This window comes from Candidatus Rickettsia kotlanii, from assembly GCA_030295365.1.
Classification (GTDB): Bacteria; Pseudomonadota; Alphaproteobacteria; order Rickettsiales; family Rickettsiaceae; genus Rickettsia; species Rickettsia kotlanii.
This window is the reverse complement of sequence record AP027062.1, coordinates 997338-1013694: the sequence shown is the minus strand read 5'-3', so window position 1 is coordinate 1013694 and position 16357 is coordinate 997338. Positions and strand designations below refer to the sequence as shown.

The following is a 16357-nucleotide window of genomic DNA, read 5'->3' as shown; positions in this document are numbered from 1 at the left end:
AAATAAGTTTTGCCGTTTAAATAATCTATTTCATGCTGAATTACAGTTGCTAAAAAACCTTCTGCTGCTAGTTCTTGCTTATTACCGTTATAATCAAGATATTTTACCTTGATTGCTTTTGATCGTGTAATAGATGCTTCAATGCCTGGAGTTGATCTTTATCCTCTATGTCATTCCTGTATAGGTAGGCATCCAGTCACTAAAAAGTCTAAGCACACTGGATTTTTAAATTAAAAGTTCGATTTATTTCGCTTTTTTCTGGATTTCCGCTTACGCAGGAATGACATAACATGTCCTTTTTCACGGTTTGTGTTATACTGTCAAAGATAGTGTATAGAGATATTATTGAGAAAATTTAATAGAATTTTTATATTCTTTATTGAGTGCTTTAATTGCCCAAAGCCAGGTTAAGCAAGTAATTATAAATATAATCATTAAACAGATGGAAATAGATTGATAATTAGCAGAAGGTAATATTATAAATACCAATGATTGTAAAAATGCACTACCAGATTTACCGAGTTTTGTACCTATCACGTCGGCAGCAGCTTTACCTTTTATTTTTATTTCTGGCTCTAAAGGAACATAGGCCATTTCTTTTGTTGAATCAAATAAGGTATATTTGCTTGATTTACTAAGTACATTTTGAATAGCACCTATTGTTATAGCAATAAAAGCAGGATCGGTTAGAATAAAATTTGCTATTATTAAGCCGGCAAATCTTTCAAAATTATTAACGGCAAAAAATAATATACCGGTAATAAAAACTATTAAAGGGGTGATAGCAGCTGCCGTAAACCAGCCAAGTCTTCTAACTATATTTGAACCAAGTACGACAAATAAAATAGTAAATACTCCGGTATAGCTCAAATAACTTCCTATAAAAGCTGCATATTCGGTTGGAGTTTTATAAATTTTAGTAGCTGCTGCTTTCCAAGGACCTTCCACTAAATTAATGGCAATGCCATAGCAGATAAGCAAAGTTGCAATTAATCTAATATGTCTTGACGATAGAAGCATCTGAAAACTTTCGGCAATAGTCATAGATTTTTTCCTTGCTTTAAACCTGAGTAACGCCATATGCTCTTTGTCTAGTACTTTATGATTAAGCAACCAAAAAGTTTTAATAGCTATTATTCCTAAAATTAATACTATAGTTAGTATAATTTGTATAGAAAGTGTATGAAAAGACGATTGCAATGCAAATTTATTAGTTACGTAATCATTAATATTACTTAGATTTTCTAAAAACTGCCCTGCTAAATAAATACCTGTTTGACTAAGTAAACCGAATAATGGATAAAATCTTTTAGATTCTTCTACTGTAGTAATATTATTAACAAACTGCCAAAAAAGTAATGCGAAAACTACGTTTGGCCATAATTCGGCTATTATATAAAATAACGAAAAACTCCATTTTGATAAAAGCAATATAAACCATTTTAAATTAGGTAAACTTGCCATTAAATTTTGAACGGTTACAGGGCTTAAATGCAGCATTTCATGATTTGGAAAAATAACGTAAGCAAAAAGAGCAAAGAATGTTAAAAATATTGATATCATAAGATAAAATATATTTTCTGCTTTCATCTTATTAATAAGCTTTACATATATAGCAGTTATTAAAAAAGCTGACGGCATCACTCCCCAAAACTTCAAAAATGAGATAATCTCGGCACCGATCATAGTAGTAACAATACTATCTTTTAAAGCTCTGATTAGATTTTGGATAAATAAAATGCAGAACATTAATAAAGTGATGAATAAAAATTTAGAAACTTCATGGCGTTTTATAGGCCAGATATAATCGGTAAGTTTGGAAAAACAGCTATTGATTTTAGAGGAAGAATTTTCTATATTACTGGGGTTAATCGTCATTATTTGGTCTAACCTATCTTGCTATTGGCTAGAGCTATATATTAAAGATTTTCTAAATTTAAGTCAAGTTAAATCAAATTAAAATGAGTAATTATTGGTTAAATTTTTATAAACCAAAAGGTATAAGTTCTGCTCAACTTGTTAGCATAGTAAAAAAAATACTCGGTAAAACCAAGATAGGACATGCTGGTACTTTAGACGTAGAAGCAGAAGGAATATTACCGCTTGCTGTAGGTGAAGCTACAAAGCTGATACATCTGCTAATTGATGCTAGAAAAACCTATATTTTTACCGTAAAATTCGGAACGCAAACCAATAGCGGCGATTATACCGGTAAAGTAATAGCAACGAAAGATTGTATCCCTTCTCAAGAAGAAGCTTATGCCGTATGTTCTAAATTTATCGGTAACGTAATACAAATACCGCCGGCTTTTTCAGCTCTTAAAGTTAACGGTGTAAGAGCTTATAAATTGGCTAGAGAGGGGGCAAAAGTAGAATTAAAGCCACGCAACATAACTATTTATGATCTAAAATGTTTAAATTTTGATGAGAAAAATGCTACCGCTACATACTATACGGAATGCTCAAAAGGTACTTATATAAGGACTTTAGCAGAAGATTTGGCATTGTCCTTGCAAAGTTTAGGATTTGTGATAGAATTACGCCGTACTCAGGTTGGAATATTTAAAGAAGAAAATGCTATCCGAATTAAATCGCCTGACGAAATTACCCAAAATTCCCTAGAGGAAAAAAGTATAAAGATAGAAGCAATACTGGACGACATCCTGGTTCTTGATGTAACTGACAGCCAAGCACAGCAAATTAGATATGGACAGAAATGTTTATTTAATTATGAAAAAGATTTTAGACATCTTGCCAAATTACCTCTAGAAGTAGAGTTTGGCAAGATGTCTGTTGATCTTTTATGGGTTCGCTATAAAGGCACTTTGCTTGCAATAGGTAGCTTAAACAAGAGTTGCTTTAATTCTTTACGGGTATTTAATTTAACACAAGACTCCTTTTAAAACTGGAAGTCTATATATTTAAGGAGAAATTATCGATGTCGATTACTACAGAACGTAAACAACAATTAATTAAAGAATATGCTATAACGGAAAATGATACCGGTTCAAGTGCAGTGCAATGTGCTATCTTAACTGAAAGAATCAATAATTTAACTGAGCATTTTAAATCTAACCATAAAGATCATACTTCAAGACGCGGATTATTAATTTTAGTCGGGCGTCGCCGTAGATTACTTAACTACATTAAAAAGAATAATGTTAGCAAATATTTAGATTTAATAAGTAAGCTAGGAATTAGAAAGATTAAGTAATTGGATAATCGCCATTGCGAGCAGCCAGCCGTAGGCTGCATGGCAATCTCATCAAATATCCTGAGATTGCTTCGTCGAATTACTTCGTAATTTTCCTCGCAATGACGTGGTAGAATACACTAAAATATAAATTATGAAATGAGATAAATAGATGTTTAACGAAATAACTAAGAGTGTTACATGGAACGGGAAAGTTCTTGAGCTTAGTACAGGTAAAATAGCAAGGCAAGTTAACGGGGCAGTTACGGTCAAAATGGGTAATTCCGTTTTATTATGTATGGCAGTAGTAGCTAACAAAGCAAAAGAGGGCATAGGTTTTTTCCCTTTAACAATTAATTATAGAGAAATGGCATATGCTGCCGGTAAGATACCAGGGGGATTTTTTAAACATGAGAGGAAACCATCAGATAGAGAAGTTTTAGTATCTCGTTTAATAGATAGACCGATTAGACCATTATTTCATCCGGCTTTTGTGAATGAAACGCATGTAACTTGCAGTGTTCTTTCATATGATCCTGAAACTCCGGTAGATATACTTGCAATTATCGGTGCATCGGCTGCACTTAGCCTATCCCCTGCTCCTTATCTAAAAATAGTTGCGGCAAGTAAAGTAGGTTTAATTAATGGTGAATTTGTTTTAAACCCGACACTTGAATTATTAAAAACAAGTCAGCTTGATTTAGTAGTTGCAGGAACATCAGATTCAGTAATGATGGTTGAATCGGAAGCTCATTTACTCTCTGAAGAACAAATGTTAGAAGCCGTAAAATTTGGATTTAAAAGCTTTCAGCCGGTAATCAAGATAATCAAAGAACTAGCAGAAGAAGCTAAAAAACCAAAACTTGAAATGCAAGATTTATATCCTGCTTCATTAAAGAAAGAAATTGAGAAGTTATTTGTAAAAGAAATTGAACAAGCTTTTGCAATTAAATCTAAACAAGAACGTAACACTAATTTAGATTTAATAACTGAAAAAGTTCTTACACATTTTGTAAGCGACATAGAAAATAAAAAATATAGTAATTATCAAATTGAATCAGCTTTAAAAGCTATTGAATCAGATATATTACGTAACGAGATTTTAGAAAAAAATAGACGTATCGATGGAAGAAGTACCACGGATATAAGACAAATTGCTTGTGAAATAGGTTTACTACCTTCCGCACATGGTTCAGCTTTATTTACTAGAGGTGAAACGCAAAGCTTAGTTAGTACTACATTCGGTACTAGTTTAGATGAGCAGATAGTTGACAGTTTAGAGGGTGAGTATAAAGAGCGTTTTATGCTCAATTATATCTTTCCACCCTACTCTGTAAATGAAGCAATGCCGATGAAAGCACCTAGTCGTCGTGAAGTCGGACACGGTAAACTCGCATGGCGTGCTATTAATCCAATATTACCTAATAAAGTACAATTTCCTTATTCTATTAGAGTAGTTGCCGAAACTACGGAATCTAACGGTTCTTCTTCAATGGCAACTGTTTGCGGTAGTTCTCTTGCTTTAATGTATGCCGGTGTACCGATAAAAGCACCGGTTGCGGGTATTGCTATGGGACTTGTTAAGGAAGGCAAAAAATTTGCTGTATTATCCGATATTCTCGGCGATGAAGATTATTTCGGTGATATGGACTTTAAGGTTGCAGGAACCAGCGAAGGGATTACTGCATTACAAATGGATATCAAAATATCCGGAGTAGATTTTAAAATAATGCAAGTAGCTTTAGAGCAAGCACGACTCGGTCGTTTGCATATACTGGAGCAAATGAATAAAGTTATCAGTAAACCAAATAATGAACTAAGTAAAAATGCTCCTTCTACTACTACTATAAAAATAGATAAGGATAAAATTAGAGATATTATAGGACCGGGCGGTAAAGTAATAAAGGAAATTTGCGAAACTAGTGGTGCTAAAATAGATATAAGTGATGACGGTACGGTGTCTATTTATGCTTCAGATAGAGATAAGCTAAAAGTTGCCTTAGATAAAATTAAAGCTATTGCCGTTGAACCTGAAATCGGTGAAATATTTAACGGTACGGTAATGAAAGTCTTAGATTCCGGTGCTTTTATCAATTATTTAGGTAATAAAGACGGCTTTGTTCATATTAGTGAAATTTCAGAAGAAAGAATAGAAACGGTTAGCGGTATTTTAAAACAAGGCGATATAGTAAAAGTTAAGCTAATAGGCTTTGATAATAAAGGCAAAGCAAAATTAACTATTAAAAATGTCGATAAAGATAAATCTTCAAATAATACCAAGCCAAAAACTAATGTTAATAATGCTAAGGGTAATTCAGAACCTGAGCAGCGATGTGATTTTAGTAAAAAACGAGCTTGGAATGAAGATAATAATGCTGAAACTGCTGAAGTAATTACAGAACGTAAGTATTTTAATTGATATGAAGCTTAATCGTTATTGCGAGGAAAATTACGAAGTAATTCGATGAGGCAATCTCAGGAGCTTGTTATTATTTCATGAGATTGCCACGCAGCCTACGGCTGCTCGCAATGACGGTTCGGGTATCCACAAAAATAGCTCATAATACTAATAATTTGCTGGATACCGTGGACAAGCCACGGTATGACAATGAGTAAATAAATGACCAACACAAATAATTACCGAATCATCGCAAAGAGGGTTATTTCTAGTGAAGCAGGTGCTTTAGAAAAATTATCCGAAAATATCCCTGAAGACTTTAACAGAATTATAGAATTTTTACTATCTTTTAAAGGACGGATAATCCTAACCGGCATAGGCAAAAGCGGTTATATTGCAAGAAAAATAGCTGCTAGCTTTTCTTCAACCGGTATGCCTGCTTTTTATTTACATCCGGCAGAAGCAAGTCACGGCGATTTAGGTATGGTGATGAGAAATGATCTAGTAATTATGCTATCTAATTCCGGCGAAACTAAAGAACTATTTAATATAATTGAATATTGCAAGAACTCTTGTATAAAAATTGCTGCAATGACAATGAATAAAAATTCTACTTTAGCTAAAAGAAGCGATTTTTTATTAATAGTACCTGAATACCCGGAAGCTTCTGTAATTGGAGTTCCTACTGTATCATCTTTAATCATGCTATCACTCGGTGATGCTTTAATGACTGTTATACATGAAAAACGAGGCTTTACTAAAGATGATTTTAAAATTTATCATCCGGGAGGTATAATCGGTGCTAATTTAACAAAAATTAAAAACCTCATGCGTAGCGGTGATGAAATACCTTTAGTACATGAAGATACTTCCTTTGCTGACACTATAATTATTATGAATAAAAAATGTTTAGGTTGTACGCTTGTAATAGATAAAAGTCAACATTTGGTGGGAATTATAACTGATGGGGATTTACGTCGTCATATTAACGATCAAATCCACTTAAAAACGGCATCAAGCATTATGACCAAAAACCCTATTCATATCTCATCGGAAATATTTGCAAAAGAGGCTTTAAATTTAATGAAAGCCAAGAATATCACTAATATACCGATTGTTGATGATAATATTATTATAGGCATTATTCATATTCATGATTTACTACACATAGGGGTTAGCTAAAATCTATGCCCTTTGCTTATAAACGGCGAAAAAAAATTTGGAAATCTATATATCTTTTAATAACAGTTGGAATTTTGTACATAGGATATATTTTAATTAAAAGCGGTTATATTAATGAAGAAAACGATATTAACGTTACAGAAAATAGTTTAAAAGATAATAAAAATTTTGATTTAAAGTATAATATTATATTGAAAGATGCAATGTTTGCAGGAGTAAATAAAAATTTAAATGCGTATAAGATTAAAACTGAACGAGCTATAAAAGAGTCGAATAACAAATACAAACTAGATGTAATAAATGCTATTTATAACGTAAATCAAGACCAAACTCTTATTATCAATGCGAAAGAAGGCTTTTTAGATGAAGAATCAAACATATTAGATTTAAAAAACGATGTAAAACTTTTTTTTGATGAGATCATATTTAACACTAACGATGCAAGGATTGATTTAGTAAATAAGAATATAATCAGTCATTCCCCTGCTAAGTTACTTTACAAAAACTCTTCAATTACTGCGGATAGTTTTAATACAAAAGATGAAAATAATATTATAATTTTTAAAGGCAATGTCTCTACAATCATTGATTTATCGGATTAGACATCTTTCCAAGCCAGCTTATAGAGAGGAATTTAAAAGAGACATGGAACGCAGCACCGCAGCGTGCAAAGAAGTACGTGAGGATACGAGGACCGATTCGACGCCTAAATTACCTCTAGAAGCGAAGTTTGGAAAATGTAAATTTGAAATATTCTCATCATTAGCATATATTATGGTACTAAGATGTCTATTATTAAACTTGTTTTACTTCTTATAATTAGTACCATAATATATGCTAATGATGAGAATATTTCAAATTTACATATCACATCTGATAGTTTAATTATTGATAGAACCAAGCAAAAAGCAGCATACCTTGGAAATGTTATTGTTTACTTCGATAATGCGATACTTAGAACGAAAGAATTATATATTTTTTATAAAACAATAGATGAAAAGCAAACTATTGATCATATAGTTGTCCCTACTAAATTGACTGCAGAAAGAAAAATAAATAATGAATTATTACTTGCAGATAGTGCTAAATATTTTTGCGATAATAAACAACTTATTCTATTTGGTAATGTAATATTACAGCATGACGATAATGTTTTAAAAACTAATAAACTAATCTACTATGTAGATATTATTAAGAAATAGAGCTATTTGCCGGTGGTACTTCATTGCAAGAAGTATGACAATCCAGAAAATAATTAAAAAAATGCTAAAGATTAGTATTTTTAACTGGATTGCTTCGTCAATTACTTACGTAATTTTCTCACAATGACATTGAAAATTAATCCACGCAACAAAATCTTAACAAATAAAAAAGATGGACAGCTTATACGTTAAAAATATATCAAAATCCTACAAAAAGAGGAATATATTAACTGATATATCTCTGAATATAAAACAAGGAGAGATAGTTGGTTTATTCGGTCCGAATGGAGCCGGTAAAACAACTTGTTTTAACATTATTATTGGTTTAATGAAACTGGATTCAGGGCAATTACTTTTAAATGATATAAATATTACCAACTTGCCTATTTATTTACGAGCAAGGCTTGGACTTGGCTATCTTCTTCAAGAACCTTCGATATTTCGGGGATTGTCGGTTGAAGATAATATTAAGGCTGTAGTTGAGATATCTGACAATGATAAAGAAGTAATTGAGCAAAAAACCCATAATTTGTTAGAGAAGTTTTCGATAGTTCATTTAAAAGATTTATCCGCTGCTAGCTTATCAGGTGGTGAAAGGCGTAGGCTTGAGATTGCACGTGCACTTGCAATAGAGCCTAAATTTATCATGCTTGATGAACCGCTTGCCGGTATTGATCCGCTTGCTATTTCCGATATCAAAAATCTAATTACTTATTTACGTGAATTTAATATAGGTATATTAATTACCGACCATAACGTACGTGATACTTTAGATATAGTCGACCGTGCTTATGTTATTTTTGAAGGTAAAGTATTATTAGAAGGAAGTGCTAAGGAAATAGCAAATAGTAAGAAAGTTAAGGAAGTGTATTTAGGTGAGAGCTTTAGTTTCTAGACTGTGCAAATTCGTCATTGCGAGCAACTTGCAGGTATTGTTTCATGGATTGTTTTATGTCATTCCCGCGGTAAGCGGGAATGACATAAAACAATCCATGAAACAAGGCTCTTTTGTAGGAATGACATAAGAGCCATGTAATAATATTCAAAACAGTTTTCTATGCAAATTAACAAAGAAATTTTTAGGGCTTATGATATAAGAGGCAATAGCCTTAAAGATTTAACGGAAGAAGTAGCTTATAAAATCGGTTTTGGTTTTGCCAAGATGACTATAACGGAAGATAACGATAAAATCTGTGTTGGTTTAGACGGTCGGCTTAGCTCCCCTACCCTTTGTAAAGCTTTAGAACTAGGATTAACTAATGCAGGGGCTGAAATCATAAATATTGGCGTAGTTCCAACGCCAGTTTTATATTTTGCCGATAAACACTTTACACCCGCCGGTAGTATTATGGTCACGGGGTCACACAATCCTCGTGATGATAATGGCTTTAAAATACTACAAAACGGTAAACCTTTTTTCGGTGATCAGATACAGGAGTTATTGACTAAGATTTTGGATCACTACTCCAATATTACACCAGCATCCCCTTATGTCATTTCTGCGAAAACAGGAATCCATAATATACAATCTAAATACCTAAAACGTATTTTAGATGGAATAAACATTAATCCAAAATTAAAAGTAGCTTGGGATTGCGGCAATGGAGCAACCGGCGATATTGTTGAAGAACTTAAAAAGCATCTCTTAAACACGAATATAATCATACATAGTAAGATTGACGGGAATTTTCCAAACCATCATCCTGATCCTACAAATCCTGCTAATTTGCAGGAGCTAATAAAAGTGGTTAAAGAACAAAATTATGACCTTGGTATAGCTTTTGATGGTGACGGTGATAGAATCGGCATTATAAGCTCAAACGGTAAAATATTATTCGGTGATCAAATTTTATGCATTTTTGCTGAGGATATTTTAAAGGAAAATCCAAACGCAACTATAATAGTTGATGTAAAAGTCAGCCAATTTATAGTCGCTAAAATAAAATCATATGGAGGACATCCTATAATATGGCGAACAGGTCATCCTTTTATTAAAAGCAAAATGCTTGAGACAAAGGCTTTACTCGCTGGCGAAATGAGCGGGCATATATTCTTTGCCGATAAATATTTTGGTTTTGACGATGCAATTTATGCAGCTCTTAGATTTTTAGATTTACTTAGTAGATCAAGTAAAACTCTAGATGAGATAATAGAGGATGTACCGAAAAGCTATAGTACACCAGAAATTAAAATTTTTGTTCCTTCAGAGTTAAAATTACAAATTATTAAAGAGATTAAAGAAAAATCATTAGAAGAGAAAATAGAGTTTAATGATATAGACGGTGTACGGGTAAATACTGCTCATGGTTGGTGGCTCTTGCGTAGCTCTAATACCGAATCTATTATAGTTGCAAGGGCTGAATCAGATAGTAAGAATGGTTTAGAGGAAATAATCACTATAATTAATAAATATCTTGAAAAATATGGGTTATTAATTAATTATTAAAACATTATTGCTTTCTAAAATATTGTTTTATATATTTTTCTTACATTAAATTAATATAAAGAAAAATAATATGTTAAAAATCCAATCACTCATCATAGTGACGTAGTTGCATCTAACAGTTTAAATAGGCTAGCAGTTGACTACAGTGATGCAGGCTTATTTAGTGGACCAGCAGATGGTAATGCTAATACTGAGACTTTAGGAAATACTATTAATACTGATGAGACCGTTTAAGGGCATGAGATCATTTCTGCGAGGCGTTGTTACATGGATAAGTTTTGCTGTTATTGCAAGGAGTTGCGTTAGCAACGACATGGCAATCTCATAAGATAATATAAAAAACTCCTGAGATTGCCATGCCAGCATAAATGCTGGCTCGCAATAACGATACAAGTTCGTATTTATTAGTTACACAAGTGATAAAGAAAGAAATACACTCAAGTGATTTTGAGAATGGGAATTTAATAGGTGATCCGAAGTTTTGTAGAAACAATTCTTCAAAGCAGAAGAATATAATTATATTATGCGGGCCGACTGCTAGCGGGAAGTCTTATTTAGGGCATGAACTGGCTAAAGTTTATAATGGTGAAATCATTAATATCGACTCAATGCAGGTTTATAAGGAAATTCCTATTATTACCGCCTCCCCTCCGAAAAGCTACAAAACTGAAATCTTGTATCACTTATATAACTTCTTATCAATGACAGAAGATTTCTCGGTAATAAAATATCTAAAACTTGCGACAGAAAAAATAAAAGAAATAACCGACAGGGGTAAGCTACCTATATTAATAGGTGGAACGGGTTTATATATCAATTCTTTAGTTTTTGGCTATAATAATATTCCTGATATATCAGAAGATTTACGAGAACAGGTAAGAAACTTACATGTTAAAATAGGCAATATAGAATTATGGGATAAATTAGAGAAGCTTGACCCGCTTGCTGCTTCTAGAATAAACCAAAATGATACTCAGCGTTTAATTAGAGCTTATGAAGTATTTATGCAAACCGGTAAATCTCTTTTTTCTTTTCAAACTTTGCCAAAAGAACAAGTCTTATCTGATTTTAATTTCAAAATTATTTTCTTAAATCCTGAGCGAAAATTTTTATATAAAACATGTGATGAGCGTTTAGATAAGATATTTAAAGAAGGGGCAATTGACGAAATAGCTTTAATAAAAAAGCAATTTTTTCCTAAAGATTATACGAATTTGAAAGCTGTAGGGATAAAAGAAATTTTAGCTTATTTAAACAGCAATCTCACTTTAGATGAGGCTTTAAATGTAGCTCAAATACGAACCCGTCAGTATGCTAAAAGACAAGTTACTTGGTTTAAAAATCAGATACAAGATAAAATCACATTGGAATATGCTAACCAAGAAGAATTTACTCAAACTTTAAAAAAAACCTTTTAAAACTATATAGCTTATCTACGTATTTCTTCTTTCTTTTTATTATTGGAAATAGGAGTAATGGAAAGTGTATTTGTCTTAGGTTCTACAATATTAATCTTACTATTTAAATTTGAGACGATACTTTGTGCTGCTTTATAATATATCAGCCGGAACTTTATTTTCTAATTCTGGTTTCTTATCAGATTTTTGATTAAAATAACCAACTCCCGCTTTAATACAACATTTAGTATTTGTTTAATAATATTCAGTGCTTGCCCTTCTTTCCAAACTAAACTACCTATACTAGTAGCAACATTAATATATTTTTTATTTTCAATATTTTCTCAGATTTGAATCAGTGTATCCGGTTGGTTGAGCATAGGTGTTAGTATCGAGTTTATTTATACCAATGATTCAGGATTATCAAGTAATATAGGCATTACATATTATATTCTTTCAGCATGCTTTGTATATTCGGAGTATTTTCAATAATAGCTGAGGCAATATCTGGTAAGACTGTTTTATTATCAGTAAAAAACTTTTTAATTTATTGTCACCCGCTACCATTTCTAAAGATTTCTCAAGAAGTCACCATTACTCCTTGGTTTGCATTCAGAGTATCAAAAATCTCTGTTGTTTAAGGCATTTTATTTAATAAAGTAGGAATCTTATAATACTCGGATCAACTTTATAGCTTCAAAATATTCTTTTAAGAAAGGTTTAGTTTATTCTTTAGTTTCTATTAAGAAACCTTCTATAATTATTTATTTTTCAGAAGATAATTTATTAAACCTGTTTAGAGCATTAGGATTGTTTATATTTTCAGCCAGCTCTTGTTTAAACTCAGGATGTTCATTAAATATTTTTATAACTTTTGCATATGTACATTAACTTTGAGGTTTTTGTAATATATAATCAAAAGCTTTTATATAGTCGCTTGGAAGTATTTCAGTTGTATAATTCGCAATATCGTTACCTTTTTCATTAAAAAATTTAAAGCAATTTTTATCCGTGGATAACATGTCTAATGTTTTAGAATATAGCCCGATACTTCTTGCTTTATCTCAAGTGCAATTTCTTGAAGGCTTTTAAAGTACAGCATCATTTTTAAAACATTCTTTTAATGTTGTAGCCCCTGGTGATCTAGAAAACTACCTGCTTGAAGTTCTCTAAAACCTGCTTTTGCTAAGACTTGTCCTATTTTTGGTAAATCATCGGCATGCTTTTTTAGAAAATCCTATATTTTGGATTTTTTAAGAACAGATTTTTGAAACTTTGAATCAAGATATATATCAGAGGAGCGTGAAAGTTTAACAAGATTATAACTATTCATGGGATTAGTGAAGGCAAACTTCGCACCTTTTAATAATGCTTCTATACTGACATTTTTTTTCTTTTGAGATACAAGGTCATAAATAAAGCATTGTCAATACCTTTCTGTATCAGGAGAAGATAATGTCCCTTTAACAGTTTTATTAAAATTCTTTAATTTAATATCTTTAATGGAATTTATAACTTTGATCTAAGATTTATGGAGTTGTCTGTGCATTTGTTTACTTTTTGTAGGTAATGATGCATAAGTATCTGATTGATCGTGATTATCTACTATTATATGCACTTTATTATCTAAATTTGAAACTATATTTTTTGCTTCTTTTAAAACATTTAATTTATTAATTTTTTCAAACTCATTTTTAAAATTATCTTTTAACTGTTCATTAAAGATTTCTTTTGGTAAATAAATTCCACCGGTAATAGTACCTATCCCAGTATATTTAGATTTAGACTTTAAAGTAGAGGCAATATTACTTGCTAACTTTTCTAGATTTTTTGGCTCTAAAAAATTATTTATATGATCAGGATTTTCTTTAGAATATTCAGAAACGATAAGTTTTAGCATCTGATTCATCATGTAAAAATCTTCACCTCTATTATCACCTTTACCAAAAAGTTTTTGTGATATTTTCTCGCTTAAAATATTTGCCAATAAATTACTCTTAATATTTTGTTTATTTGCAATATTTTCATATAAAGGGCTCAATATTTGTAATGGAGAATTTACATGATTTGTAATATGTTTATATTGATTTGTTTTAGGAGTAGCTAGGTTAGTAACCATATTCATAGGTAGTGAATTTAGTTTTTCTATAATATAGTCTTTAATCGTTTGATTTTCTTCATATAATCTTTTTACTTGTTGAACAAAATTTTTTTTACTAAGTACATTTCTTTTTCCTTCAGCTTGTATTTGTAAAAATACTTTATCAATTGCCTTATCAATTAATTTTGTTTGTTGTTCTTTAATAAGTTTAGGTCCTAAAGGAGGGATAGCCTTGTCAAGATTGTAAGTATCAGTAAGTAGCATTAAATTATCAGGTAATTTAGCCTCTGCTAAATTAACATTTTTAAAATTACAATCTTTTAAAGAAGTTACTTTAGTTAAATCTGCATTTTTTAATGATACGCCTGAGAAGTCGATATTAGATAAATTACCTACTAATATAGCTCCCTCTAAGCTGAATTTTCCATTTTGTATTTTATGTAAATTATTTCTAAGAGTAATTTCATCTATAGTTTTATTTTTAAAATCTTGTGGTGGACTAAATACATCTTTTACTTTTTCAGTAGCATAGCTAAAACCTGCTTTTATAATATTCGGTAATTGCCCTTCCAAATAATTTGTTTTTTGAGCTAGATTATATATAGCACTAGCAGCCCCACGATAATTACTTTTTTCAATCTCTTCTATAACTTTAACTAATTCATTAGGATGGTTTAACATTGATGGCAGTACATTATATAATTCTTTTTTATCAAGACTATTTATACCTGGTATTTCTACTAAAGTTTTATCTAAAATACTTGCAAATATTTCTCTATTATTGTTTAAATACTTTTTAATTTCAGGCTTGTCTTTAGTTAAAGCTATTAACTTTTTTGCCATCCCCATATAATCACCTTTAATAAAATCTTGAAAAACCTTTTTTAATGATTCAGATTTATCAAGTAATATAGGCATTACGCTCGTTAGCTTTGTAATATCACTCGCGTCCAGACCGTAATTTATAAGCTGTTGTTTTATAGTTTGGCTATTTTTTGCATCTTGTTCCAAAACTCCTGTAATTAAATTATCAAATAGACCTTCTTTACTTTGCTCTACTAATATATCTTTTAATTTAAATGAAGGATCATTAAGGGCGGAGATTATATTACCGGTTAAACTCATATAATCGCCTTTATTTAAGTTTACAATAATCTCATAAGCAATGTCCGGTTTTGACATAACTTCGCCTACAATATTAAGTATTTGTTTATCAAAATTATATTCTTTTGTTATGCTTTGTACGCTAGGAGTATTTTCAATAATACCTAAAGCAATATTTGGTATGATTGTTTTATTATTAGCAAAAAAACTTTTTAATTTATCATCACTAGCTACCATTTCTAAGGATTTCTCAAGAGATATCATTATACCTTGATTTGGAGCATTAAGAGTATCAAAAATCTCTTTTATCTCAGGCATTTTATTTAATAAAGCAGGAATAATATCTAAAATATTAAGATCAATTTTGTAAGTTTCAAAATGTTCTTTTAAGAAAGGTTTAGCTTGTTCTTTTGCTTCTTCTAAGAAATTTTCAATAATTATTTGTTTTTCAGGAGATAACTTATTAAATCTTTTTAGAGTATTAGGATTGTTTATATTTTTAGCCAGTTCTTGCTTAAAATCAGGATATTCATTAAATATTTTTAATAAATTTTTGTTTTCAGGTTTTTGTAATATATCATCAAAAGTTTTTATATAATCGCTTGGAAGTATTTCAGTTGCTCCTGTACGTATGTATTGCGTAATATCTTCACTCTTTTCGTTAAAGAATTTTTGGAAGTTTTTATCGGTAACCAGCATATCTAAAGTTCTAGAAGTCACTTTATTCCAGTCCGGTTGCTCTTGCTTTACTTCAACTGCAATTTCTTGAAGTTTTTTAAGTACTTGTTCATTTTTAAAACATTCTTTTAGTATTTCGAGTCCCTTTTTATCTAAAGCACTCTTATCTTGAAATTCTCTAAAGCCCGCATTTGCTAAGATTTGACCTATTTTAGGCAAATCATCCGAATGTTTTTTTAAAAATTCCCATATTGGAGATTTGTTAAAAAGTGATTTTTGAAATTCCGGATCAAGGTATATCTTAGAAGACTTAGCAAGCTTAACAAGATTATAAGTATTTACAGGATTAGTTAAAATAAATCTTGCTCCGAGTAACATCGTTCTTAAACTTATACTCTTTGAAGATGATAAGTCCTGAATTGCACTCTTTAGTACTTGATTAGCTTTAGAAGAAGATAAAACTTGTTCTACAACTTTTTGATAGTTTTTATTATTTTTTTTATTATTTATTATAACCATAAAATTACTCGAAATTTTTAAAAATAAAGATCAGATATTTTTAATTTTTTGTTATTATTGTTATTAATATGTATACTTCGACACAACATGTTCAGCATCCGAAGACTTACAAAAACATGGATGCTAATTTTTCAAGT

Annotated in this window: 11 protein-coding genes and 4 pseudogenes; 10 read left to right on the top strand and 5 right to left on the bottom strand. The window is 30.8% G+C overall.

The features are described from left to right. Positions 1–2: 2 nt before the first annotated feature. Positions 3–155 (bottom strand): annotated as a pseudogene (locus QUD19_RS05530) (peptide deformylase); the annotation flags it as partial. Between the two features lie 187 nt (positions 156–342). After that, positions 343–1878: an NTP/NDP exchange transporter Tlc4 gene (gene tlc4 / locus QUD19_RS05525; RefSeq protein WP_498807862.1), complete on the bottom strand. Its 1536-nt coding sequence runs from the start codon at positions 1876–1878 to the stop codon at positions 343–345. An 83-nt stretch (positions 1879–1961) separates the two neighbouring features. Here tlc4 and truB point away from each other — a divergent pair, with 83 nt between their 5' ends. From truB to miaA, 10 genes and pseudogenes are all read left to right on the top strand, one after another. Further along, entirely contained in the window at positions 1962–2903 is a 942-nt protein-coding gene (truB, locus tag QUD19_RS05520) for a tRNA pseudouridine(55) synthase TruB (RefSeq protein WP_498807861.1), read from the top strand. A 35-nt stretch (positions 2904–2938) separates the two neighbouring features. Next, positions 2939–3214 (top strand): 30S ribosomal protein S15, encoded by a 276-nt coding sequence (rpsO, locus tag QUD19_RS05515; RefSeq protein WP_004995678.1) that lies wholly within the window; start codon positions 2939–2941, stop codon positions 3212–3214. A gap of 151 nt (positions 3215–3365) precedes the next feature. Next, positions 3366–5612, top strand: coding sequence for a polyribonucleotide nucleotidyltransferase (pnp, locus tag QUD19_RS05510; RefSeq protein WP_498807857.1), 2247 nt, complete (start codon positions 3366–3368; stop codon positions 5610–5612). Between the two features lie 201 nt (positions 5613–5813). Then, complete coding sequence (locus tag QUD19_RS05505; protein ID WP_498807855.1) at positions 5814–6773, top strand: KpsF/GutQ family sugar-phosphate isomerase; 960 nt, start codon at positions 5814–5816, stop codon at positions 6771–6773. 5 nt (positions 6774–6778) lie between these two features. After that, complete coding sequence (gene lptC / locus QUD19_RS05500; protein WP_498807854.1) at positions 6779–7375, top strand: LPS export ABC transporter periplasmic protein LptC; 597 nt, start codon at positions 6779–6781, stop codon at positions 7373–7375. Further along, positions 7371–7523 (top strand): annotated as a pseudogene (locus QUD19_RS05495) (palindromic element RPE1 domain-containing protein); the annotation flags it as partial. The gene lptC and the pseudogene QUD19_RS05495, both read left to right, overlap by 5 nt. A gap of 35 nt (positions 7524–7558) precedes the next feature. After that, entirely contained in the window at positions 7559–7975 is a 417-nt protein-coding gene (locus tag QUD19_RS05490) for an LptA/OstA family protein (RefSeq protein WP_498807852.1), read from the top strand. A gap of 172 nt (positions 7976–8147) precedes the next feature. Then, a complete protein-coding gene (gene lptB, locus QUD19_RS05485) occupies positions 8148–8870 on the top strand; it encodes an LPS export ABC transporter ATP-binding protein (RefSeq protein WP_498807850.1) in 723 nt (240 codons plus the stop codon). 162 nt (positions 8871–9032) lie between these two features. Next, complete coding sequence (locus QUD19_RS05480) at positions 9033–10421, top strand: phosphomannomutase/phosphoglucomutase (RefSeq protein ID WP_498807848.1); 1389 nt, start codon at positions 9033–9035, stop codon at positions 10419–10421. A 368-nt stretch (positions 10422–10789) separates the two neighbouring features. Further along, on the top strand, positions 10790–11839 hold the full coding sequence (gene miaA, locus QUD19_RS05475) for a tRNA (adenosine(37)-N6)-dimethylallyltransferase MiaA (protein WP_498807846.1): 1050 nt from the start codon (positions 10790–10792) through the stop codon (positions 11837–11839). Positions 11840–11850: 11 nt separating this feature from the next. On the opposite strand, the pseudogene QUD19_RS05470 reads toward miaA, so the two are convergent. From QUD19_RS05470 to QUD19_RS05460, 3 genes and pseudogenes are all read right to left on the bottom strand, one after another. Continuing rightward, a pseudogene (locus QUD19_RS05470) lies at positions 11851–12213 on the bottom strand (hypothetical protein); the annotation flags it as partial. Positions 12214–12263: 50 nt separating this feature from the next. Then, positions 12264–13322: pseudogene (locus tag QUD19_RS05465) on the bottom strand (pentapeptide repeat-containing protein); the annotation flags it as partial. An 18-nt stretch (positions 13323–13340) separates the two neighbouring features. Beyond that, a complete protein-coding gene (locus QUD19_RS05460) occupies positions 13341–16220 on the bottom strand; it encodes a pentapeptide repeat-containing protein (RefSeq protein WP_498807845.1) in 2880 nt (959 codons plus the stop codon). Positions 16221–16357: the final 137 nt, after the last annotated feature.